This window comes from Phyllobacterium sp. UNC302MFCol5.2 (assembly GCF_000686005.1).
Classification (GTDB): domain Bacteria; phylum Pseudomonadota; class Alphaproteobacteria; order Rhizobiales; family Rhizobiaceae; genus Phyllobacterium; species Phyllobacterium pellucidum.
On record NZ_JMLL01000010.1, the window covers coordinates 108,644 to 127,811 of the forward strand.

Genomic DNA, 19,168 nt, shown 5'->3' on the forward strand with positions numbered 1-19,168 from the left:
AAACGGCAAGGCCGTGGGCAGTTACATAGGAGATTATTTTGCTGGCTTCAAGCGGTGTTCGAAAGAAAAGGCACTCTCTTTCCGTCGAAGCAATCATCAGCGATGGCGGTAGTTATCGTTGTAGTAGCGATACTGCTGATCGCGTTTGAACGGACTGTCCCCGCCGAGGCGCGGCGTGCAGTCGGTAAAAATCCTCGCGTTGAAATCCGTCGGACGATCGCAGAACACCAGCGGGCTGACATCACCCGAACTTGCGCATCCGGCGAGAAGAAGCAGACTTATCGACAAAAGCGCTAGCGAAGGTTGCATATGCCAAATCTCATTTTGCTTGATTTTACCGAGCAAGGACGCCCAACCCATCAAACTCATTTAAGCAACAATCAACTCAATTCAATTGATTGCATGGAAGAAAGCGCTAATGCTCAGCGCTCTCAAAGGAGCGCATACCATGTCCGAAGCCCAAGCATCGACCGCCAAGCAACCGGGCGTGCCCTGGCTCATCATCATTGCCGGCTGCCTGATCGCCCTCCTTACCTTCGGCCCGCGTTCGGCCATGGGCTTCTTCCAGTTGCCGCTTCTTTCCGAAAAAGGCTGGGACCGCACAACCTTCGGCATGGCGATGGCGCTGCAGAACCTGTTCTGGGGCGCCGGCCAACCGATCTTTGGCGCAATCGCCGACAAATTCGGAACGTGGCGTGTCCTGCTTCTTTCGGCGCTTCTGTATTGCAGCGGTCTTCTCGTCATGGCCTGGGCGACGTCACCCGGCCTCCTTTATCTCGGCGGCGGTGTGCTGGTCGGGCTTGGCGTCGCGGCCGGTTCCTTCGGCATCATCCTTTCGGCCTTTGCCCGCAATGTCACGCCGGCCAACCGTACGCTGGTATTCGGCATCGGGACTGCGGCGGGTTCGGCAGGCATGTTTGTCTTCGCGCCGATCAGCCAGGGGCTGATCGAAAGTTTCGGCTGGTCTGACGCGCTCGTCTATCTCGGCCTTGCCATGCTGATCATCCCGGTCCTTGCCATTCCGCTGCGGGGCAATTCCTCGAGCGGCAGGGTCAGCGAAAGCCATTACAAGCAATCGATCGGCGAAGCGTTGCGCGAGGCATTCGGGCACAAGAGCTATATCCTCCTGACCACTGGCTTCTTTGTCTGCGGATTTCAGGTTGCGTTTATTACCGCGCATTTCCCGGCCTATATCGGCGATATCGGAATCGATGCGAAATACGCCGTCCTTGCCCTCGCCCTGATCGGTTTCTTCAACATCATCGGCTCGCTCGCATCCGGCATCATCAGCCAGCGCTATTCGAAGCCTAAGTTCCTTTCCTTCCTCTACCTCGGTCGTTCGGCGCTCGTCACCGCCTTCTTGCTCCTGCCGCAGACCGGCACCTCAGTGATCATCTTCTCGATCCTGATGGGCCTGATGTGGCTTTCGACCGTGGCCCCGACGAATTCGCTCGTCGCCATCATGTTCGGAACAAAGCACCTTGGAATGCTCGGCGGCATCGTGTTCCTGTCACACCAGATCGGCTCGTTCCTCGGCGTATGGCTCGGCGGCTACCTCTACGATCATTTCGGCAGCTATAATCCCGTCTGGTGGCTCGGCGTGGCGCTCGGCATTTTTGCGGCCATCGTGCACTGGCCGATCGAGGAAACGCCCGCAGTTCGCCCTGCGCTGCAGCCGGCGGAGTAACTGTTCTGGTAGTGCGCATTTCGATGCGCACCAAACTTGACGAACTTGCGCAACAATGCGTATATAGATGCGCATTGTTGGGGTTTGCGTGTGGAACGCGATAGCAAAAAGATCATCAAACGCCTCAAGGACGAAGGGTTTGAACTCGTCTCAGTTCGCGGTTCCCACCACAAATTTCGCAAAGGCGAAATTACCCTCATCATCCCGCATCCCAGAAAGGACCTGCCGCTTGGAACGGCACGTTCCATCGCAAAGGACGCGGGATGGATTTGATGACAAGACAAGGAGCAATATCCATGCGCCACTATTTTGCCCTCGTCCAACACGACGACGATAGTGCATACGGCATCCAGTTTCCGGATATAGCCGGCGTCTACTCGGCCTCTGACGATGTTGACAATATCGTGTCAAACGCAGTCGACGCGCTGCGACTTTACGCGGAAGACATGGAGCTTCCCGCTCCTTCAAGTCACGCCGAAATCATGGCGAGGGAAAGCATTCGCGAGGAACTTGCGAATGGCGCTTTTCTCATCTCTGTGCCGCTCATCGACAACGATACCGGCGTGGTGCGGGCCAATGTCACTTTCGAACGCGGCTTGCTGCGGGCGATCGATGAAACAGCAAGGGCGCGCGGATTGACGCGCGCCGCCTTTTTGGCAAGTGCCGCGCGGCAAGCGATAGAAGCCTGATGCCGCGCTATTTCGCTTGAAAAACCTCTTCCGCTCAGTCGCGCAGAGCGGCTTCGATCTTGTCGAGGGCATCGGCCTTGCCGATCCCGGTCAGGAACGCCAGCGTCGTGATGACCGGCTTGCCGAGGTCCTTCGGCAACTGGGTGGTCGATACGACGAGATCGACATCATCGATCTGTCCGGCCACTTCCGTCGCCTTGCACTGGCGGGTGTTGATGCGGATGCCGCGATCCTTAAGCGCCTCTTCGACCGCGTGTGCGACGACGGTCGAGGTGGCAATGCCGGTTCCGCAGGCAAATAGCACTGTCTTCTGCTTGGCCATCTGTTCTTTTTCCTCCTTGAAATATCCAACCTAGCCGAGAAGTCCCAGCACGTCTTCCGCGGATTTTGCGGCGATGAGCGCAGCGATGATTTCCGGCGACTGGATTGTTCCGGCTATCTCCTGCAGCATTTCGACCTGCTTGTCCTTGTCGTTGAGCGCCATGACGAAAACGACGCTGACCGGAAGCTTCTCGTCGGGGTCCTCCATGTTCGAGAACAGCACCGGCTCGGCAAGCGTTGCAAGCGCAAGGCCGGGCTTGATGACATGGTGCGGATCGGTATGGGGCACCGCAACATTGTTTGCGCCGCCGAGCGGCAGTCCCGTCGGCAGCGCGGCTTCGCGCGCCACGACGGCATCGGCGTAACTCGGCTTCACATATCCGAGCCCTTCGAGGCGCGCCGCGAGAATGCGGATTACCTCTTCGTCGCTCGATGCCTTGACCCCGAGGACGATTGCCCCGGGATCAAGCGTATTCAACAAGGCCTCAGCCATTCATTCACTCCACTTGGTTCAGGCGTTCTGGTCTACAGCGTCGTCGGCACCCGCGGCGCGTTCCCATGCGGCCGTGTTGCGGCGATAGGCCCAGAATGCGGCGGCGATGATGGCCGCAAGCACGACGAGACCAATGACGCCGAGGTTCTGGATCAACGCGATGACGACATAGGGTATCCACAGGAAGCCGTCGACCACGCTGGTAATCTGCACCGCATTGGCAGGCATCTGGAAGCCCGACGATTGGGCAGCGGCCGTGAATAGCGGTGCAAGCGCGTTCGCAACATAGAAGCCAACCGCAAGCGTTATCGTGCCGACGATGACCATGCGGAACACATTGCCCTTGAGGAGCGGCGCCGTCATGGCAACGATGAACGGAATGACCGCAAGGTCGGCGAAGAGAATGACGCGGTTGCCCGGAAGGATTACCGACAGAATGATCGCGATCGGCACCAGGATGAGCGACGACGAGATTGCCGCCGGATGACCAATGAGGATCGCCGAGTCGAGGCCGACGAGAAGTTCGCGGTCGCCGGTGCGCTTGCGCACGAACTCCTGTGCGGCGTCGGAAACCGGCAGCAGACCTTCCATCAGGATCTTGACCATGCGCGGCAAAAGCAGCATCACGGCGGCGAGCGTCATGCCCGTCTGCAGGATCTTCGTCAGCGCCGTACCGAAATCGCCGGCATTGTAATAGGCGATGGCGCCGAGGACGAGACCGATGATGAGGCCGAGGATGACCGGCTCGCCGAACACGCCGAAACGGCGCTCGAAGGTCTCGGTATTGAGTTCGATGCGGTTGATGCCCGGAATACGATCGATGATCCAGTTGATCACGATCGCGATCGGCAGGATCTGCGCCGAGGCGAGATGCGGCACCGAAATGCCCGGAATGCCGTAGAACTGCTGGACTGCCCGCGCCGACCAATCAGCAAAGAGCAGGCAAAGCGCAACCATGAGCGCGGCAACGACGAGGCCATAGGCAAGGCTGTCGGTCGCGGCTACGGCAAGCGATCCGATGAAGGCAAAATGCCAGAAATTCCACACGTCGACGTTGAGCGTACGGGTCAGGCGCGTCACCAGGAGAATGATGTTGATGACGATGGCAATCGGGATCACCCAAAGGCCGACGGAGGAGCCGAAAGCGATCGCCGCGGCTGACGGCCAACCGACATCGACGATATCGCGCTGAATGCCCGTATTGGTAACGATGGCCTTCGCGACATCGCCAATCGACGTCAGCATCAGGCCAAGAACGAGATTGATGCCGATGAAGGCGACGCCGATGGTGACAGCGGCGCGAAACGCCCTGCCCGGCTTCGCGCCGAGCACCAGCGCAATGATAAAGATTACGATCGGCAAGAGGACCGTCGGTCCCATTGCGTCGACAGCGGCCTTGAGGCCCGCCAAAAAACTATCCATGTTTTCCTCCCCGGCAGTCGCGCGGACTGCGTTCACCCAACAGAACTTTTGTATTCTGCCCAATATCAATGTTTATCAATGCAAAATTTCAGCCGTCAACGTGCGACAAACGCTCAAGTCGCGACAGAAGCGAAAAACAAAGGGTTTTCAACAAAATTTATGGAAAGTGTGACTTACTTGCCGCGCATTTGCGGCACCCGTCACAATCTGGCTTCCTGTTTCACAGAAGGCTCTATTTGCTGCGCACGAAACTCTCGAGCGGAAAAATCGCGCAAGTTTCAGTGCCGTGCGCTAGCAGCTTGCCGTTCTTGTCCCTGAGGAACGCCTCGGATGTTGCAAGCGTGCGGCCACGATGAATGAGCCTCCCCTCGCACAGAACGAGGCCCATATCGGCGGTCAACGGCCGCACGAGGTTCACCTTGAATTCTGCAGTCGTATAGGCTTCGCCCGGCTTGAGAGTGGTCATGATGCAGCAGGCAAGAGCCGAGTCCATCAGCGTCGCAACCCAGCCGCCATGGATTCCGCCCAGCGGATTGCGATGCTCGGGCCGCGGCAAGCCCTTGAAGACGACGCGGTCCTGTTCAACTTCATGCAAGGTAAAGGACAGCGTCTGGGCCATGGGCGGCGCGGGATAGTCGCCGCGCAACATCGCCTGCAGGATGTCGAGGCCGCCGCGTGTGGCGAGGTCGGCGAGCGGAAGCAGGCCGACACCGCCTGGGAACTCGACCGGAGACACGTCGTCATAGCTCATGGAAGGATCGACCTTTCCTGCACTGGCGCCGTTGCCCCGGCTGCATTTGACAATGAACGCCCGAGCGCGGCGAGAAAACCGTCGCGGGCTTCCGGCGATCGCTGCGCCCGCGGCTCCCAGATATGGCGGTTGAAAAAGTAGCCGGTCAAGCGAAAGGCGCTGATGACTTCGTTCAGCGACGCGGCGCGCACCGTGGGGCTCGACATGAAGGGCGGCATTTCAAGAAGCTTTTCAGCCCATGGTGCGCCGGCATCGCGCGACACCGCCCGTCCCGATTTCGGCGAAACATAGGCAAGGTTCTCATGGCCACCCGTAGCGGCGCAGGACTTCAAGTCGAGGCCGAAGCCAAGTTCTTCGAGCATTGTCAGTTCGAAGCGGAGGAGAAGCTCACCGGCGATCAGCGAATTGTCGCAATGCTCGACAATGACATTGAGAATTTCAAAGAGGTTCTGATGCGGATCCCGCTCGGGGAGAAGGCGCAAATGGGCAGCTGCAAGCTGGAGGCCGTAGAGCGCGACCGGCTGTTCGATCAGCCGCGCTGCCGCGAATGCCACCGGCTCGACCTGCATCATGCCGAGGTGCTCGTCCATACGCGCGCGCCAGATCACGTCGACGCGGTTGCCTGCCTGAAGCATCGGCTGCATGCGCCGGGAACGACCGCCGCGCACCAGACCGAGGTGCCGGCCATGGTCACACGTCATCAGTTCGAGGATGGCGCTGGTTTCGCCATGCCGCCTCGTCCCGAGGATTATTCCTTCATCACGCCATTCCATCTAAAGATGGTCGCGCTATCAGTGCGGGAATTCAAGGCCCATTTCGCGGTAGCGCTCGGGGTCGTTCCCCCAATTGTCGCGCACCTTGACGAAGAGGAACAGATGAACCTTCTGCTCGAGGATCTCCATCAACTCCTTGCGCGCCGCCTGACCGATCGACTTGATCGCCTCACCCTTGTGGCCGAGAACGATCTTCTTCTGGCTGTCGCGCTCAACATAGATCACCTGGCTGATACGGACGGAGCCGTCCGGCTTCTCCTCCCAGCTTTCGGTCTCGATGGTCGAGGAATAGGGAAGCTCGTTGTGAAGGCGCAGGTAAAGCTTTTCGCGGGTGATTTCGGCCGCGAGCATGCGCATCGGCATGTCGGAGATCTGGTCTTCCGGATAATACCACGGCCCCTCGGGGAGATTGTCAGCGAGATACTGTACGAGGTCCTTGCAGCCATAGCCCTTCAGCGCCGAGATCATGAAGGTCTTATCGAACTTTACCTTATCATTGGCGGCCTGTGCGAGTTCGAGGAGCTTCGGCGGTTCGATCCTGTCGACCTTGTTGAGAACGAGGATGACCTTGCGCTTCTTTTCGTGGAGGCTGTCGAGGATCGCCTCGGCCTCTTCATTGATCCCAAGTTCGGCGTCGATGAGAACGAGGATCAAATCCGCGTCCTTGGCGCCGCCCCAGGCGGTCGTGACCATGGCGCGGTCGAGCCGCCGCTTCGGCTTGAAGATGCCGGGCGTATCGACGAGCACCATCTGAGTCGGCCCGTGAATGACGATGCCGCGCACAAGCGCCCGTGTCGTCTGCACCTTGTGGGTGACGATCGATACCTTGCTGCCGACCAGCTGGTTGACCAGCGTCGATTTACCGGCATTCGGCGCGCCGATGAGCGCCACAAAGCCTGATCGCGTCGGTACGCCGGTTTCCTGTTGATGTTCGGTCATTTCTCTTCTTCTTCCTGCGTCTTCTGACGGACACCTTCGCGATAGAGCAGTTCCACGGCAGCGTTCTGCTCGGCGATACGTTTCGAGCGGCCGGTGCCCGTGGCGGACGCAAAGCCCTTTACATCAACCTTGACGGTGAACAGGGGGTCATGATCGGGCCCTGTGCGGTCAACGACGCTGTAAATCGGTTGCGCGCCATCCTGCTGATGCGCCCATTCCTGCAATTCAGTCTTCGGGTCGCGCTGAGCCGAATTGATTTCACGCGACCGCGCGTTCCAATAACGTTCGATGAAAGGTTGCGCCGCTTCAAGACCGCCGTCCAGATAAATTGTGGCAATCAGCGATTCGACGACGTCGGCCCGCAGGCTCTTCAAGCGCTTGTCGGCCAGTCCCTTCACGTCCGAGCCCGTACGAATGAACTCGTGGAGCCCGATCTCGTCGGCGACGGCCGCGCAAGTATCGGCATTGACGAGCGAGTTCAGGCGCAGCGAAAGCTCGCCCTCGCTCGCCGTCGGATAGGCGCGAAACAGAAGCTCGGCGATGACCAGCCCGAGCACGCGATCACCAAGGAATTCGAGACGCTCATAATCGGAACCGGCCGAGGGCCGAGCGCTCGCATGGGTCAGCGCACGCTCAAGCCGGCCGAGATCGCGAAAAGTGTGCCTCGTTTTTTCTTCCAGTCTGCGAACGGCGTCGGCGGACAGGTTCATCGGCTCATCAATTGGTTTTCACGGTGTTTGGCGCGCTGTTTACGCTGTGCAACAGGCGATCGAAGCGCAGTTCCGACGGCCAGCGCCAGATTTCGAGCGGGCTCGCCTTCCCGGCAATCGAGAAGAAAATGATATTGGCGCGGCCGATGAAGTTTTCGAGCGGCACATAACCAACATCGAAGCGGCTATCGCTTGAATTGTCGCGGTTGTCGCCCATCATGAAGTAGTGACCGGCGGGGACGACGAATTCGCGCGTGTCGTCACCGATGCCGTTCGGCGTCAGGTCGAGCGTGTCATAGGTGATGCCATTCGGCAGGGTCTCGCGGTAGACGTCGACCGGGCGATTGACCTCGGTGACGTCCGGATTGTCGATCTGGCCGACCTTCTCGCGCGGAACGGCAACATCATTGATATAGAGCACGCCCTGGCGCACCTGAATCCTGTCGCCAGGAAGGCCGATTACGCGCTTGATGAAATCGAGCGAGGTATCGTTCGGCTTGCGGAAGACCGCGATATCGCCACGCTTCGGCTCGCCGCTCCAGATGCGGCCGGAAAACAGGTCCGGAGCAAACGGAATCGAATATTTGGAATAGCCGTAGGAGAATTTCGAAACGAAGAGATAGTCGCCTTCAAGCAGCGTCGGGCGCATCGAGCCGGACGGAATGTTGAACGGTTGGAACAGCAACGTCCGGATGACAAGTGCGAGCAGCAACGCCTGCACGATGACGCTGATCGTCTCGCCAAGACCACCAGATTTCTTCACAACAGCTTTGTCACTCACGCTCGTCGTATCTCCGTAAACTCAATGTGACCCCTCTTAGCCGCTCGAAGCGCACGGGGCAATGCAGCCAATGGCTTTTGAATAAGGCTATTCTTCGATTTTCAACGCTTCAATAATCACGAATGCTTGTGCAAGCGGAAAGTCGTCGGTGATCGTGAGATGAACGCGCGCGGTGTGGCCTTTTGGAACGATCGCCTCGAGCCGTTTGGCGGCGCCATTGGTCAGATGCATCGTCGGCGCGCCGCTCGGCAGGTTGACGACGCCCATGTCTCGCCAGAAAACGCCTTGCGCCAGGCCTGTGCCGAGAGCCTTGGCGCAGGCTTCCTTCGCCGCAAACCGCTTCGCATAGGATGCGGCGCGCTGTTTGCGCCGTTCGGATTTTGCTTGCTCGATGGGCGTGAAAACCCGGGATATAAAACGCTCCCCATGGCGCTCCAGCGTCTTTTCAACGCGGGTAATATCGATCAGATCGCTGCCGATGCCGATGATCATGTTGGCTCAGGAACCCGGTGATGGTGCCGATGGAGGTGCCTGCGGCGATGCTGAAAGCCGGCGACGGCCCAGCGCACGGGAAAATAGACGATTACGGCCGCAAGGAGCCCGAGCGGTACCGCGCCGATCAGCATCGGCTCGATCACCGGACCCCACAGTACCGAAATATCGAGATGCCTCAGCATATGGCCGAGATGTTGCGGCATGGGCTCGCCTTGCAGCGAACCGGTCATGACGAACCGGCCAACCTCCAGCGTCGCCGCCCAGATGAAGGGCAGGACCAGCGGATTTCCGAGCGTCGTTCCGATGACGGCTGCAGCAACATTGCCGCCGATCAGCCAGGCAATGGCAAGCGCCACCGCAATGTGCACGCCGAGAATGGGGATGAAAGCGGCGAAGATGCCGCAAGCAAAGCCGGACGCGATCGCGTGCGGGGTCGCCCGAAGCCGGAGCACCCGCTTGCCGAAATAGCGCAGCGACCGCCCGACCGAACGACGCGGCCATAGCGCCAGGCGCAGCCGCTCGCGAAAATCAGGTTTGTTGCGCCTCTTGAAAAGCATTCTCGTTCAATATCCTCGATATGCCGCGCCGCCGGCAATAAGCCGCGTCGTCGCCTCTGCCAAATAAGGGATCAGATGTTGCGACTACCCGGTTTAACGGGCGGAATTGCGGCAAGTTCCGGCGGAAGTTTATCCGCGGGATAGGCAGGCACTTCATACTCGGCCAAAGCGACCAGCGGCACGCCGACATCGCTCTTGCCGGCGGAACGGTCGATGATGCAGGCGGCCGCCAACACGTCTGCGCCGAGTTCCTTCAGGCACGTCACCGTCTCGCGGATCGAAAGCCCTGTCGTTACGATGTCCTCCACGATAACCACCCGCGCGCCTGTGGCTATGTCGAACCGGCGCAGCTTGAATTTGCCGTTTTCGCGCTCGACCCAGATCGCCGGAACACCGAGATGGCGGGAGGTTTCGTAGGCCGGGATGATACCACCGATGGCCGGCCCGACCACATAGTCAATTTGGCCAAGCCCTGCCGCCTTGATCTTCTCGGCGAGGGCGCGACAGACGCGCTCGGTCTTGTCCGCATGCATGAAAACCCGCGCCTTCTGCAGGAAGATCGGACTGCGCAGGCCCGACGTCAAAATGAAATGACCTTCGAGTATCGCGCCCGCATCACGGAATACATCCAGAACTTCGCTCGTGTTCATCTTTCCCTCAATCAATTCCTGCTAGCCATTGACGCGCTGCGCATCGCTGACACATTTGCTCTCTTTAAGTTTCGACAATATCCGGTTCAAATGCTTGAGGTTCCACACTTCGAGATCGACGATCATCTGGGTAAAGTCGGGCGCGGTGCGAACCATCGAGAGATTGTGAATATTGGTCTCGTTCTCGGCGATGATCTGCGCGATCTCGGCGAGTGAGCCGGGTGCGTTGATTGCCGATATACTGATACGGGCCGGAAAACGGTCGCGGCTGTTATCGTCGATGTCCCAACGGACGTCGATCCAGCGCTCCGGCTGATCGTCATAGGCCATCAGCGCCGAAGACTGGATCGGGTAGATGGTCATGCCCGCGCCAGGCTGCAGGATGCCGACGATCCGGTCGCCCGGCACTGCACCTTCCGGCGAGAAGTGTACCGGCATGTCCGGGCTCGCGCCGCGGATCGGCAACGCATTGGGACCGCCGGGCGTCATGCCCTCGGCTTCCGCGCCCTCCGGCATCTTGAAGATCATGCCGGATGTATTGCGGAAATTGACCCAGCCCTCCTCGCGTTCGGCCGCCGGCTTCGGCTTGGAGTCCTGATATTCGGGATAGACCGCCTTCATCACATCCGACGACGGCAATTCGCCGCGGCCGACGGCGGCAAGCACATCGTCGAGCTCCTTGCGTGCGAGGCGTTGCAGCCCCTTCTTCAGTTCGTCGCGCGAATAGACCTTCCCTGCCCGCTCGAAGGCGCGCTCGAGGATCTGGGTGCCGAGGCCAGAATATTGTTTGCGGACGGCGATGCGCGTGGCGCGGCGGATGGCGGCCCGCGCCTTGCCGGTAACGACAATCGATTCCCAGGCGGCCGGCGGCGTCTGCGCCTTGGAGCGAATGATCTCGACCTCGTCGCCATTGTGGAGTTCGGTCATGAGCGGCATGATGCGGCCGTTCACCTTTGCCCCGACGCAACTGTCACCGATATTGGTGTGGACCGCATACGCAAAGTCGATAGGGGTCGCGCCGCGCGGCAAGGCAATCAGCCGGCCCTTCGGCGTGAAGCAGAAGACCTGATCCTGGAAAAGCTCGAGCTTGGTGTGTTCGAGAAATTCTTCGGGATTATCACCCTCGGCAAGCGCCTCGATGGTCTGGCGCAGCCAGGCATAGGCGTTTGTCTCGGTCGAAATCACATGCGGGTTCTGGGCGCTGCCGCGATCCTTGTAGATCGAGTGCGCCGCAACGCCATATTCAGCGATGTCGTTCATCTCGCGGGTGCGTATCTGCAGTTCGACGCGCTGGCGTGATGGCCCGACGATGGTGGTATGGATCGAGCGGTAGTCGTTCTGCTTCGGGGTCGAGATGTAATCCTTGAAGCGGCCAGGCACCATCGACCAGGTGGTGTGGATGATGCCAAGCGCGTTGTAGCAATCGGCGACGGTATCGACGACGACGCGAAAGCCGAAGATATCCGACAGTTGCTCGAATGACAGGCCCTTGCTTTCCATCTTGCGAAACACTGACCATGCCTTCTTCTGGCGGCTTTTGACGCTGGCCTTGATGCCATGCTTGGCAAAGAGGTTGGAGAGGTCGGTCTCGATCTGCTTCAACGTCGCGCGGTTCTTCTCCAACAGTTCCGCGAGCCGGTTGGTGACGGCGTTGAAGGCTTCGGGATTGATGTAGCGGAAGGCGAGTTGCTCCAGCTCCTCGCGCATATCCTGCATGCCCATGCGACCGGCGAGCGGCGCATAGATATCCATCGTCTCCTCGGAAATGCGCAGGCGCTTGTCTTCGGGCACGTGATGCAGCGTGCGCATATTGTGCAGGCGATCGGCGAGCTTGACGAGGAGGACGCGCACGTCGTCGGAGATCGCAAGGAGAAGCTTGCGCAGGTTCTCCGCCTGCACCGCCTTTTTCGAGACAAGATCGAGTTTCTTGAGCTTGGTCAGTCCTTCGACGAGCTTGCCTATATCCGGACCGAACAGCGTGTCGATCTCCTGGCGGGTCGCGGACGTATCTTCGATCGTGTCGTGCAGCAGGGCGATGGCGATTGTCGCCTCGTCGAGATGCATGTCGGTGAGAATTGCTGCGACTTCCAGGGGATGCGAGAAATAGGGATCGCCCGACGCGCGCTTCTGGTGGCCGTGCTTCTGCATGGCATAGACATAGGCCTTGTTCAGAAGCGCTTCATTGACGTCAGGCTTGTAACGCTGGACACGCTCGACAAGCTCATACTGACGCATCATGGACGAAGACCTCACACACAGAATTGGCCGAACACGAAATTGTTATGGCGACTATATGGTATTGCACCACGGGAGCCGCAAAAATAATGCGCCGCAGAAAGCTGCGACGCATCAAAAGCCTTGCCGGCCGCTGCCGCGCCGGAGCGCGACATTTGACTTAGTAGTCGTCGCTCTTTTCCGGGGCCACAAGACCCTCGATTCCGGCCAGAAGTTCCTCTTCCGACATGGAGTCGAAGGAAACATTGTCTTCGGCTTCGCTGTCGGCATCGACATCGGCTGCCACATTGTCGCCGGCAGTCACCTGCGGTACGGCAACAGCTTCGGGCTCGTCCACTTCGACATGCTTCTGCAGGGAATGGATCAGATCTTCTTTAAGATCGCCCGGCGAAAGGGTCTCATCGGCGATTTCACGCAGGGCTACCACGGGATTCTTATCGTTGTCGCGATCGATCGTGATCGCTGCGCCCTGGGAAATCAGGCGCGCGCGGTGACTGGCGAGGAGAACGAGTTCGAACCGGTTCTCAACCTTGTCAACGCAATCTTCAACAGTGACACGGGCCATAAACTGCCCCTTTCATTTTTCTCTGAATTAGCGGATTGCTCCGCACATAACGCGGATGAACGCAAAAAACAAGCAAAAGCCACCGATGCATATTGACGCTTTCGCGCGATTTACAGCTTCGCGGTGCGGGCCAATCACCGCATATCGGCGGAAACCTCGACAAAATATCAACGAACCTATTGGCTTTTGCCTCGACCCGACGTACTAAATATCCTACTTTCGTATTAAGTTCAGATCGGGCTCTATTATAAGCAAGCTGATTTGAAGTTAAGCTTAGATTTTTGAAATGGAACGTTATTATGTTTGATCCACGAGAAAAGATCGTCTTGTTCATTGACGGTGCAAATCTCTACGCGGCTTCCAAGGTACTCGGCTTCGATATAGATTATCGCAAGCTGCTCGCTGCTTTCCACAAGCGCGGCTACCTGCTTCGTGCGTATTACTACACTGCACTGGTTGAGGATCAGGAGTATTCTTCGATCCGTCCGCTGATCGATTGGCTCGACTACAATGGATATAAGGTTGTAACCAAGCCGGCGAAGGAATTCACCGACTCTGCGGGCCGCCGCAAGATCAAGGGTAATATGGACATCGAACTTGCCGTCGATGCCATGCAACTGACGGACACGGTAGACCATTTCGTCATTTTCTCCGGCGATGGCGACTTCCGCTCGCTCGTCGAAGCGCTGCAGCGCAAGGGCCGCAAGGTCAGCGTCGTATCGACGTTGTCGACGCAGCCGCCGATGATCTCCGACGAACTGCGCCGCCAGGCCGATCACTTCATCGACCTCGTGTCGCTGCGTGCTGAAATCGGCCGCGAGCCTTCCGAACGGACACCACGCCGCGTCGAAGAAGAACAGGTCGATTATTGATCGCAGAATTGACGGGTCCGGAGCCTTCTCCGGACTGCCCTATCTGCACGCGTCTGCATGATTTCATCGCCGCTTGGCGGGACAAGGAACCGGGGTGGCACAACGCGCCCGTTCCGACGTTCCTGCCGGCCGCTGGTGCTGAATCCGTTCGTCTGCTCATCATCGGCCTGGCGCCTGGCCTGCGCGGCGCCAATCGTACCGGCCGGCCGTTCACGGGCGACTATGCCGGTGATCTTCTTTATGGAACGCTGAGCGAGTTCGGTTTTTCCCGCGGCACCTTTGCGGCGCGGCCGGACGATGGATTGCAGCTGATCGATACCGCCATCACCAATGCGGTGCGATGCGTTCCGCCGGAGAACAAGCCCGTCGGCGGCGAGATCAGCAATTGCCGCCGCTTCCTGACACCGACCATCGAACAATTTGCCGGTCTGCGCGCCATAGTGACGCTCGGCACCATTGCGCACCAATCGACAATTCGTGCGCTGAAGCAGCCGGTATCTGCCTATCCATTCAGCCATGGCGGCAGAGCCGAGATTGGCAATGTCCGGATTTTCTCGAGCTATCATTGCTCGCGCTACAACACCAACACCGGCCGCCTGACCGAAGCCATGTTCAAGAGCGTGTTCGCCGAGGTGCGAAAACACCTCGACGCCATCGCTGCCTAGCCTGATTGGGGAATCACCCCTTCGGCAGGTAGGGGATGCTCCCGGCAAGATCCGTATCGTCGATGATGCGGAAGCGGCTCTCGCTGCCTGACTGCCGCGCACTCGCATAGGGCGCATATTCCGGATCGCTGGCGAAGGCTTCGGCCGCCTCGGTCGAAGGAAACTCGATGATAGCAATCAACGTCGTGTCGAGCGGCTTTCCCTCCAGCAAGGTAATATTGCCGCTGCGCGACAGATACTTGCCGCCGTGCTTGTGCGCTATGTCATGCACCGCCGCCGCGTATTTCGGTATCCATTTATCGTCCGTCACCTTCACGTCAGCAATCAGGTAAGCCGTCATCGTCCGTCTCCCTAGAGTCGGCTGTTAAGGTGCCCGTGGCAAGCTTAGCACAGTCGACTAGATCGCTGTAAATCCATTGTCGACGAAGAGATGCGTACCGGTGATGAAGGAGGATTCGTCGCTGGCAAGAAACAGCGCCGCGCGCGCCACCTCCTCCGGCTCGCCGATCCGGCCCTGCGCCGCCTGCATGGCCGCGTCCGATACATCGACGCCGCGCTTTTGCAATTCATCCACCTCGCGCAAGCCGTGCGGGGTGCGGATGAAACCGGGGCAAACCGCATTGCAGCGGATGTTGCGGTCGCGAAACTCGACGGCGATCGCGCGAGCGAACATGTGGCACGCGCCCTTGGTGGTGTCGTAGAGCACTTCCATCGGGGTTGCGGCAACCGCCGAAATCGACGAGGTGCAGACGATCGAGCCGCCGCCGGCCTCGATCATGTGAGGGATTACTGCCCTCGTCATCAGATACATCGAGCGCACGTTGACCGCATGCAGCCAATCCCATTCCTCGAGCGTCGTTTCGAGGAACGGCTTGATGACGATTGTGCCGGCGTGATTGAACAATACGGTAACCGGGCCGAAGTGCTCGAACGTGGCTTCAACGGCCCTGTTTACCTGAGCCTCATCCGAGACATCGGCAACGAAGTAGGCGGCCTCGCCGCCCGCCGCACTGATCTCGGCAACGGTTGCAGCAGCTGCCGCCTCGTTGCGGTCGACGATGGCCACTTTTGCGCCCTCGGCGGCGAAGAGCTTCGACGCCGCTCCCCCCATTCCCGTGGCGCCGCCGGATATGATCGCCACCTTGTCCTGAAGCCTGCACGTCATGCCTGTCTCCCCCATGAAATGATCCGACATGACGTTACGCGCGCCCCCTCTCCCGAACAAGAGCAGGTCGTTTCGGGCATGCCGGGGCTTTGTCGATTTGGGCTATTTTCCTGTCGCGCGACCGCACTACATAGGTTAAAGAGTGGCCGAAAGCCGCCCCCTCGCCAAGGATGCTCCAGAACCCATGACAAATCCCGATACCCGCCCGATTACACCGGAACTCGTTGCCTCGCACGGGCTGAAGCCGGATGAATACCAGCGTATTCTCGATCTGATCGGACGCGAGCCGACATTTACGGAGCTCGGCATCTTTTCCGCCATGTGGAACGAGCACTGCTCGTACAAGTCTTCCAAGAAGTGGCTGCGCACCCTGCCGACCACCGGACCGCAGGTCATCCAGGGCCCTGGCGAAAACGCCGGCGTGGTCGATATCGGCGACGGCGAATGCGTGGTCTTCAAGATGGAGAGCCACAATCACCCCTCCTATATCGAGCCCTACCAGGGCGCTGCGACCGGCGTCGGCGGCATATTGCGCGACGTGTTCACCATGGGCGCCCGGCCGATTGCGGCGATGAATGCGCTGCGCTTCGGCGACCCGGCCCATCCGAAGACCCGCCACCTCGTTTCCGGCGTCGTCGAGGGTGTCGGCGGCTACGGCAATTCGTTCGGCGTTCCGACGGTCGGGGGCGAGGTCAATTTCGACGCTCGCTATAATGGCAATATCCTCGTCAACGCCTTTGCGGCCGGCCTCGCCAGGACCGATGCGATTTTCTATTCGAAGGCAGAGGGCGTCGGCCTGCCCGTCGTCTATCTCGGCGCCAAGACGGGCCGCGACGGCGTCGGCGGCGCGACCATGGCCTCGGCGGAATTCGATGAATCGATCGACGAAAAGCGCCCGACCGTTCAGGTGGGCGATCCGTTTACGGAAAAGTGCCTTCTCGAAGCATCGCTTGAACTGATGGCCTCCGGCGCCGTCATCGCAATCCAGGATATGGGCGCGGCCGGTCTGACCTGCTCGGCTGTTGAAATGGGCGCCAAGGGCAATCTCGGCATCGAGCTCAATCTCGACAGCGTTCCCGTGCGCGAAGAGCGCATGACCGCCTATGAGATGATGCTCTCCGAAAGCCAGGAGCGCATGCTCATGGTGCTGCGCCCGGAAAAGGAAGAGGAAGCCGAAGCGATCTTCCGCAAATGGGGCCTCGACTTTGCCATTGTCGGTTACACAACGGACGATCTGCGGTTCCGTGTGCTGCATGGCGGACATGAAGTCGCCAACCTTCCGATCAAGGACCTTGGCGACCAGGCGCCGGAATATGACCGCCCGTGGATGGAACCCGGCAAGCATGCACCGCTGCCAGCCGCCAATGTGCCGGAAGTCGCAGACTATGGCGCAGCGCTGCTGCAGTTGGTCGGCTCCCCCGATCTTTCGTCGCGGCGCTGGGTCTACGAGCAATATGATACGCTGATTCAGGGTAATTCCCTGCAGGTTCCCGGCGGCGATGCCGGCGTTGTCCGTGTCGATGGCAATAGAAGCAAGGCGCTCGCTTTTTCTTCCGACGTGACGCCCCGCTATGTGGAGGCCGATCCTTACGAGGGCGGCAAGCAGGCAGTGGCCGAATGCTGGCGCAATCTCACCGCTGTCGGTGCCGAACCCCTGGCCGCCACCGACAACCTCAATTTCGGCAATCCGGAGCGGCCGGAGATCATGGGCCAGCTGGTCAAGGCGATCGGCGGTATCGGCGAGGCCTGCCGGGCCCTCTCCTTCCCGATCGTTTCAGGCAATGTCTCGCTCTATAATGAAACCAACGGCCAGGGCATCCTGCCGACGCCGACCATAGCCGGCGTAGGGCTCATTCCAGATTGGACCAAGACCACCAAGGTCGGCGGCATGAAGGATGGCGACGTGCTGATCCTGCTCGGCGTCGACGGCACGCATCTCGGACAATCGATCTACCTGCGCGATCTGCATGGCCGCGCCGACGGTCCGGCGCCAGCAGTCGATCTCGGCGTCGAAAAGCGCAACGGCAATTTCGTCCGCTCGGCGATCCGCAACGGCCAGTTAACCGCTTGCCACGATCTGTCGGACGGCGGGCTTGCCATCGCATTGGCTGAAATGTGCATGGCCTCCGGCAAGGGTGCGACGGTCGAGATCGGCGAAGGCGCGCCGCATGCCTTGCTGTTCGGCGAAGATCAGTCCCGTTACGTCGTTGCAGTGGCCCCGGATGCGGCAAACATGATCACGCTCAACGCCGAGGGTTCCGGTCTCCCGTTCCGCAAGCTTGGGACAGTTGGCGGCAACGCATTGACGATCGGCGGTCTGCTCTCCATATCTGTGTCAGACCTGACACAAGCACACGAATCGTGGTTCCCTGACTATATGAGCGGTCACGTGGACGATAAGAATCAGGCCGCTTGAGGAGAGAACAGCATGGCAATGGATGCACGCGACATCGAGAAAATGATTCGAGACGCCATTCCGGATGCAAAAGTGACGATCCGCGATCTCGCGGGTGACGGCGATCACTATGCTGCCGAGGTTGTCGCGGAAAGTTTTCGCGGCAAGTCGCGCGTGCAGCAGCACCAGATGGTTTACGACGCATTGAAAGGCAATATGGGGGGCGTACTGCACGCCCTCGCCCTGCAGACGAGCGCCCCGGACTAAGACTTTTCGTACACTGCCAGAATCGGTCCCACCGGATCGGTTCCTCCAAGCAACACCTTCCGGTCGTTTGACAGGGCAGAAATCATCCCGTCGAAGAACAGAGCGTTGGCGCAGCCAAGCTCATCCCTGAAAAGGCGCGCAAAGCGGCCGAGACTGACCGGTTCCGTTGAAATCGCCAGTACGATCGTATTCGGATCGCGGACGCCGACGCCATTGCGGACGTAGCGCGACGTGCCGTTGGGTTCGAAGCGCGGGTGCACCTTTCCGTCGATGACGAGCATGGGCCCCGACTGCGTGGCAATGCGAACATCAGGTGCTGCCTTCGCGTAGGCTTCGGTCGAAACAACGCCGGCCGTGCCGTCTTTTGCGACGAAGAACACGCCGTTCGGTTTCATGTAGAAGTTGCCAGGAGCCTCTCCAGTGTTGAGAGGCGCAATCGCTTTCCCCTCCTCGACGTAAAGGCCAACCGGCCTCATGTCGGGCTCGTACATCCCGGCATTCATTGAGAGAACGAGCTTCGCCGCGGCCGGTTGTCCCGCCATGAATGATGCGAGCGAGCCATAGAGCTTGCCATCCGCACCATTGAGGCCAAGCCGGACCTCGTAGGAGCGCAGATCAACTTCGCAGACGATGTTGCCGCTGCCCTCGAAGTCGACAGTGCGGCAAGGGGCCGGCAGGTCCTTGCGGTCAAAAGGAAGCGAAACCATAGTACCTCCTGACGCTCCGGTCGCCGGCC

24 protein-coding genes are annotated in these 19,168 nt (G+C 59.6%); 7 read left to right on the forward strand and 17 right to left on the reverse strand.

What is annotated here, in order from left to right; all coding sequences use genetic code 11:
• Nucleotides 1-96 precede the first annotated feature (96 nt).
• Nucleotides 97-309, reverse strand: a complete 213-nt coding sequence (locus tag BR48_RS0102390) for a hypothetical protein (protein ID WP_155810792.1) — start codon at nucleotides 307-309, stop codon at nucleotides 97-99.
• A gap of 139 nt (nucleotides 310-448) precedes the next feature.
• Between BR48_RS0102390 and BR48_RS0102395 the strand changes: the two genes are divergently transcribed.
• The 3 genes from BR48_RS0102395 to BR48_RS0102405 all read left to right on the forward strand — a co-directional run bounded on the left by BR48_RS0102395 (nucleotide 449) and on the right by BR48_RS0102405 (nucleotide 2,376).
• A complete protein-coding gene (locus BR48_RS0102395; RefSeq protein WP_027229847.1) occupies nucleotides 449-1,687 on the forward strand; it encodes an MFS transporter in 1,239 nt (412 codons plus the stop codon).
• Between the two features lie 90 nt (nucleotides 1,688-1,777).
• The gene (locus tag BR48_RS0102400) at nucleotides 1,778-1,960 is read left to right on the forward strand and encodes a type II toxin-antitoxin system HicA family toxin (RefSeq protein WP_027229848.1); all 183 of its coding nucleotides are present in this window, start codon (nucleotides 1,778-1,780) and stop codon (nucleotides 1,958-1,960) included.
• A 23-nt stretch (nucleotides 1,961-1,983) separates the two neighbouring features.
• On the forward strand, nucleotides 1,984-2,376 hold the full coding sequence (locus tag BR48_RS0102405; RefSeq protein WP_027229849.1) for a type II toxin-antitoxin system HicB family antitoxin: 393 nt from the start codon (nucleotides 1,984-1,986) through the stop codon (nucleotides 2,374-2,376).
• Between the two features lie 34 nt (nucleotides 2,377-2,410).
• Here the strand turns inward: BR48_RS0102405 and BR48_RS0102410 are convergent, their stop codons facing one another.
• The 13 genes from BR48_RS0102410 to rpoZ all read right to left on the reverse strand — a co-directional run bounded on the left by BR48_RS0102410 (nucleotide 2,411) and on the right by rpoZ (nucleotide 13,068).
• Nucleotides 2,411-2,698, reverse strand: a complete 288-nt coding sequence (locus tag BR48_RS0102410) for a PTS sugar transporter subunit IIB (protein ID WP_027229850.1) — start codon at nucleotides 2,696-2,698, stop codon at nucleotides 2,411-2,413.
• Nucleotides 2,699-2,728: 30 nt separating this feature from the next.
• Complete coding sequence (locus tag BR48_RS0102415; RefSeq protein ID WP_027229851.1) at nucleotides 2,729-3,190, reverse strand: PTS sugar transporter subunit IIA; 462 nt, start codon at nucleotides 3,188-3,190, stop codon at nucleotides 2,729-2,731.
• An 18-nt stretch (nucleotides 3,191-3,208) separates the two neighbouring features.
• Nucleotides 3,209-4,612 (reverse strand): PTS transporter subunit IIC, encoded by a 1,404-nt coding sequence (locus BR48_RS0102420; RefSeq protein ID WP_027229852.1) that lies wholly within the window; start codon nucleotides 4,610-4,612, stop codon nucleotides 3,209-3,211.
• A 232-nt stretch (nucleotides 4,613-4,844) separates the two neighbouring features.
• Entirely contained in the window at nucleotides 4,845-5,363 is a 519-nt protein-coding gene (locus BR48_RS0102425; RefSeq protein WP_091919117.1) for a PaaI family thioesterase, read from the reverse strand.
• Nucleotides 5,360-6,136, reverse strand: coding sequence for a DNA repair protein RecO (gene recO, locus BR48_RS0102430; RefSeq protein ID WP_027229854.1), 777 nt, complete (start codon nucleotides 6,134-6,136; stop codon nucleotides 5,360-5,362). Before recO ends, BR48_RS0102425 begins: the two co-directional genes overlap by 4 nt.
• An 18-nt stretch (nucleotides 6,137-6,154) precedes the next feature.
• Nucleotides 6,155-7,075: a GTPase Era gene (gene era, locus BR48_RS0102435; protein WP_027229855.1), complete on the reverse strand. Its 921-nt coding sequence runs from the start codon at nucleotides 7,073-7,075 to the stop codon at nucleotides 6,155-6,157.
• Nucleotides 7,072-7,785 (reverse strand): ribonuclease III, encoded by a 714-nt coding sequence (gene rnc / locus BR48_RS0102440; RefSeq protein ID WP_027229856.1) that lies wholly within the window; start codon nucleotides 7,783-7,785, stop codon nucleotides 7,072-7,074. Before rnc ends, era begins: the two co-directional genes overlap by 4 nt.
• Before the next feature lie 7 nt (nucleotides 7,786-7,792).
• Entirely contained in the window at nucleotides 7,793-8,566 is a 774-nt protein-coding gene (gene lepB, locus BR48_RS0102445; protein ID WP_027229857.1) for a signal peptidase I, read from the reverse strand.
• A gap of 87 nt (nucleotides 8,567-8,653) precedes the next feature.
• Nucleotides 8,654-9,058, reverse strand: a complete 405-nt coding sequence (acpS, locus tag BR48_RS0102450; RefSeq protein WP_027229858.1) for a holo-ACP synthase — start codon at nucleotides 9,056-9,058, stop codon at nucleotides 8,654-8,656.
• A complete protein-coding gene (locus BR48_RS0102455) occupies nucleotides 9,055-9,618 on the reverse strand; it encodes a DUF2062 domain-containing protein (protein ID WP_027229859.1) in 564 nt (187 codons plus the stop codon). Before BR48_RS0102455 ends, acpS begins: the two co-directional genes overlap by 4 nt.
• 71 nt (nucleotides 9,619-9,689) lie before the next feature.
• Nucleotides 9,690-10,268, reverse strand: coding sequence for an orotate phosphoribosyltransferase (pyrE, locus tag BR48_RS0102460; protein ID WP_027229860.1), 579 nt, complete (start codon nucleotides 10,266-10,268; stop codon nucleotides 9,690-9,692).
• 21 nt (nucleotides 10,269-10,289) lie between these two features.
• Nucleotides 10,290-12,506 (reverse strand): bifunctional (p)ppGpp synthetase/guanosine-3',5'-bis(diphosphate) 3'-pyrophosphohydrolase, encoded by a 2,217-nt coding sequence (locus tag BR48_RS0102465; RefSeq protein ID WP_027229861.1) that lies wholly within the window; start codon nucleotides 12,504-12,506, stop codon nucleotides 10,290-10,292.
• 157 nt (nucleotides 12,507-12,663) lie between these two features.
• Complete coding sequence (gene rpoZ / locus BR48_RS0102475) at nucleotides 12,664-13,068, reverse strand: DNA-directed RNA polymerase subunit omega (RefSeq protein WP_027229862.1); 405 nt, start codon at nucleotides 13,066-13,068, stop codon at nucleotides 12,664-12,666.
• Between the two features lie 299 nt (nucleotides 13,069-13,367).
• On the opposite strand from rpoZ, the gene BR48_RS0102480 reads away from it, so the two are divergent.
• Nucleotides 13,368-13,940 carry an NYN domain-containing protein gene (locus tag BR48_RS0102480; RefSeq protein WP_027229863.1) on the forward strand — a complete coding sequence of 191 codons (573 nt, stop codon included), beginning with the start codon at nucleotides 13,368-13,370 and terminating at the stop codon, nucleotides 13,938-13,940.
• The gene (locus BR48_RS0102485; protein ID WP_155810844.1) at nucleotides 13,940-14,605 is read left to right on the forward strand and encodes a uracil-DNA glycosylase; all 666 of its coding nucleotides are present in this window, start codon (nucleotides 13,940-13,942) and stop codon (nucleotides 14,603-14,605) included. The genes BR48_RS0102480 and BR48_RS0102485 overlap by 1 nt, the downstream gene beginning before the upstream one ends.
• Before the next feature lie 13 nt (nucleotides 14,606-14,618).
• Here the strand turns inward: BR48_RS0102485 and BR48_RS0102490 are convergent, their stop codons facing one another.
• The gene (locus BR48_RS0102490) at nucleotides 14,619-14,945 is read right to left on the reverse strand and encodes a DUF1330 domain-containing protein (protein WP_027229865.1); all 327 of its coding nucleotides are present in this window, start codon (nucleotides 14,943-14,945) and stop codon (nucleotides 14,619-14,621) included.
• Nucleotides 14,946-15,002: 57 nt separating this feature from the next.
• Nucleotides 15,003-15,770, reverse strand: a complete 768-nt coding sequence (locus tag BR48_RS0102495; protein WP_027229866.1) for an SDR family oxidoreductase — start codon at nucleotides 15,768-15,770, stop codon at nucleotides 15,003-15,005.
• A 184-nt stretch (nucleotides 15,771-15,954) separates the two neighbouring features.
• On the opposite strand from BR48_RS0102495, the gene purL reads away from it, so the two are divergent.
• Together purL and BR48_RS0102505 are read left to right on the forward strand one after the other, a co-directional pair.
• Complete coding sequence (gene purL, locus BR48_RS0102500) at nucleotides 15,955-18,186, forward strand: phosphoribosylformylglycinamidine synthase subunit PurL (protein WP_027229867.1); 2,232 nt, start codon at nucleotides 15,955-15,957, stop codon at nucleotides 18,184-18,186.
• A 12-nt stretch (nucleotides 18,187-18,198) separates the two neighbouring features.
• Complete coding sequence (locus BR48_RS0102505; RefSeq protein WP_027229868.1) at nucleotides 18,199-18,432, forward strand: BolA family transcriptional regulator; 234 nt, start codon at nucleotides 18,199-18,201, stop codon at nucleotides 18,430-18,432.
• Here BR48_RS0102505 and BR48_RS0102510 read toward each other — a convergent pair.
• Nucleotides 18,429-19,139, reverse strand: a complete 711-nt coding sequence (locus tag BR48_RS0102510) for a phosphodiester glycosidase family protein (protein WP_197030327.1) — start codon at nucleotides 19,137-19,139, stop codon at nucleotides 18,429-18,431. The two genes, BR48_RS0102505 and BR48_RS0102510, sit on opposite strands and share 4 nt — an antisense overlap.
• Nucleotides 19,140-19,168: the final 29 nt, after the last annotated feature.

What these genes read in the sequence shown, in the direction of transcription:
- BR48_RS0102505 (WP_027229868.1), top strand. Translation starts at nt 18,199, where the DNA reads ATGGCAATGGATGCACGCGACATCGAGAAAATGATTCGAGACGCCATT.
- BR48_RS0102405 (WP_027229849.1), top strand. Translation starts at nt 1,984, where the DNA reads ATGCGCCACTATTTTGCCCTCGTCCAACACGACGACGATAGTGCATAC.
- BR48_RS0102465 (WP_027229861.1), bottom strand. Translation starts at nt 12,506, where the DNA reads ATGATGCGTCAGTATGAGCTTGTCGAGCGTGTCCAGCGTTACAAGCCT.
- BR48_RS0102495 (WP_027229866.1), bottom strand. Translation starts at nt 15,770, where the DNA reads ATGACGTGCAGGCTTCAGGACAAGGTGGCGATCATATCCGGCGGCGCC.
- BR48_RS0102425 (WP_091919117.1), bottom strand. Translation starts at nt 5,363, where the DNA reads ATGAGCTATGACGACGTGTCTCCGGTCGAGTTCCCAGGCGGTGTCGGC.
- pyrE (WP_027229860.1), bottom strand. Translation starts at nt 10,268, where the DNA reads ATGAACACGAGCGAAGTTCTGGATGTATTCCGTGATGCGGGCGCGATA.
- recO (WP_027229854.1), bottom strand. Translation starts at nt 6,136, where the DNA reads ATGGAATGGCGTGATGAAGGAATAATCCTCGGGACGAGGCGGCATGGC.
- BR48_RS0102490 (WP_027229865.1), bottom strand. Translation starts at nt 14,945, where the DNA reads ATGACGGCTTACCTGATTGCTGACGTGAAGGTGACGGACGATAAATGG.
- BR48_RS0102510 (WP_197030327.1), bottom strand. Translation starts at nt 19,139, where the DNA reads ATGGTTTCGCTTCCTTTTGACCGCAAGGACCTGCCGGCCCCTTGCCGC.
- BR48_RS0102395 (WP_027229847.1), top strand. Translation starts at nt 449, where the DNA reads ATGTCCGAAGCCCAAGCATCGACCGCCAAGCAACCGGGCGTGCCCTGG.
- rpoZ (WP_027229862.1), bottom strand. Translation starts at nt 13,068, where the DNA reads ATGGCCCGTGTCACTGTTGAAGATTGCGTTGACAAGGTTGAGAACCGG.
- BR48_RS0102455 (WP_027229859.1), bottom strand. Translation starts at nt 9,618, where the DNA reads ATGCTTTTCAAGAGGCGCAACAAACCTGATTTTCGCGAGCGGCTGCGC.
- era (WP_027229855.1), bottom strand. Translation starts at nt 7,075, where the DNA reads ATGACCGAACATCAACAGGAAACCGGCGTACCGACGCGATCAGGCTTT.
- BR48_RS0102390 (WP_155810792.1), bottom strand. Translation starts at nt 309, where the DNA reads ATGCAACCTTCGCTAGCGCTTTTGTCGATAAGTCTGCTTCTTCTCGCC.
- acpS (WP_027229858.1), bottom strand. Translation starts at nt 9,058, where the DNA reads ATGATCATCGGCATCGGCAGCGATCTGATCGATATTACCCGCGTTGAA.
- BR48_RS0102410 (WP_027229850.1), bottom strand. Translation starts at nt 2,698, where the DNA reads ATGGCCAAGCAGAAGACAGTGCTATTTGCCTGCGGAACCGGCATTGCC.
- rnc (WP_027229856.1), bottom strand. Translation starts at nt 7,785, where the DNA reads ATGAACCTGTCCGCCGACGCCGTTCGCAGACTGGAAGAAAAAACGAGG.
- BR48_RS0102480 (WP_027229863.1), top strand. Translation starts at nt 13,368, where the DNA reads ATGTTTGATCCACGAGAAAAGATCGTCTTGTTCATTGACGGTGCAAAT.
- purL (WP_027229867.1), top strand. Translation starts at nt 15,955, where the DNA reads ATGACAAATCCCGATACCCGCCCGATTACACCGGAACTCGTTGCCTCG.
- BR48_RS0102420 (WP_027229852.1), bottom strand. Translation starts at nt 4,612, where the DNA reads ATGGATAGTTTTTTGGCGGGCCTCAAGGCCGCTGTCGACGCAATGGGA.
- BR48_RS0102415 (WP_027229851.1), bottom strand. Translation starts at nt 3,190, where the DNA reads ATGGCTGAGGCCTTGTTGAATACGCTTGATCCCGGGGCAATCGTCCTC.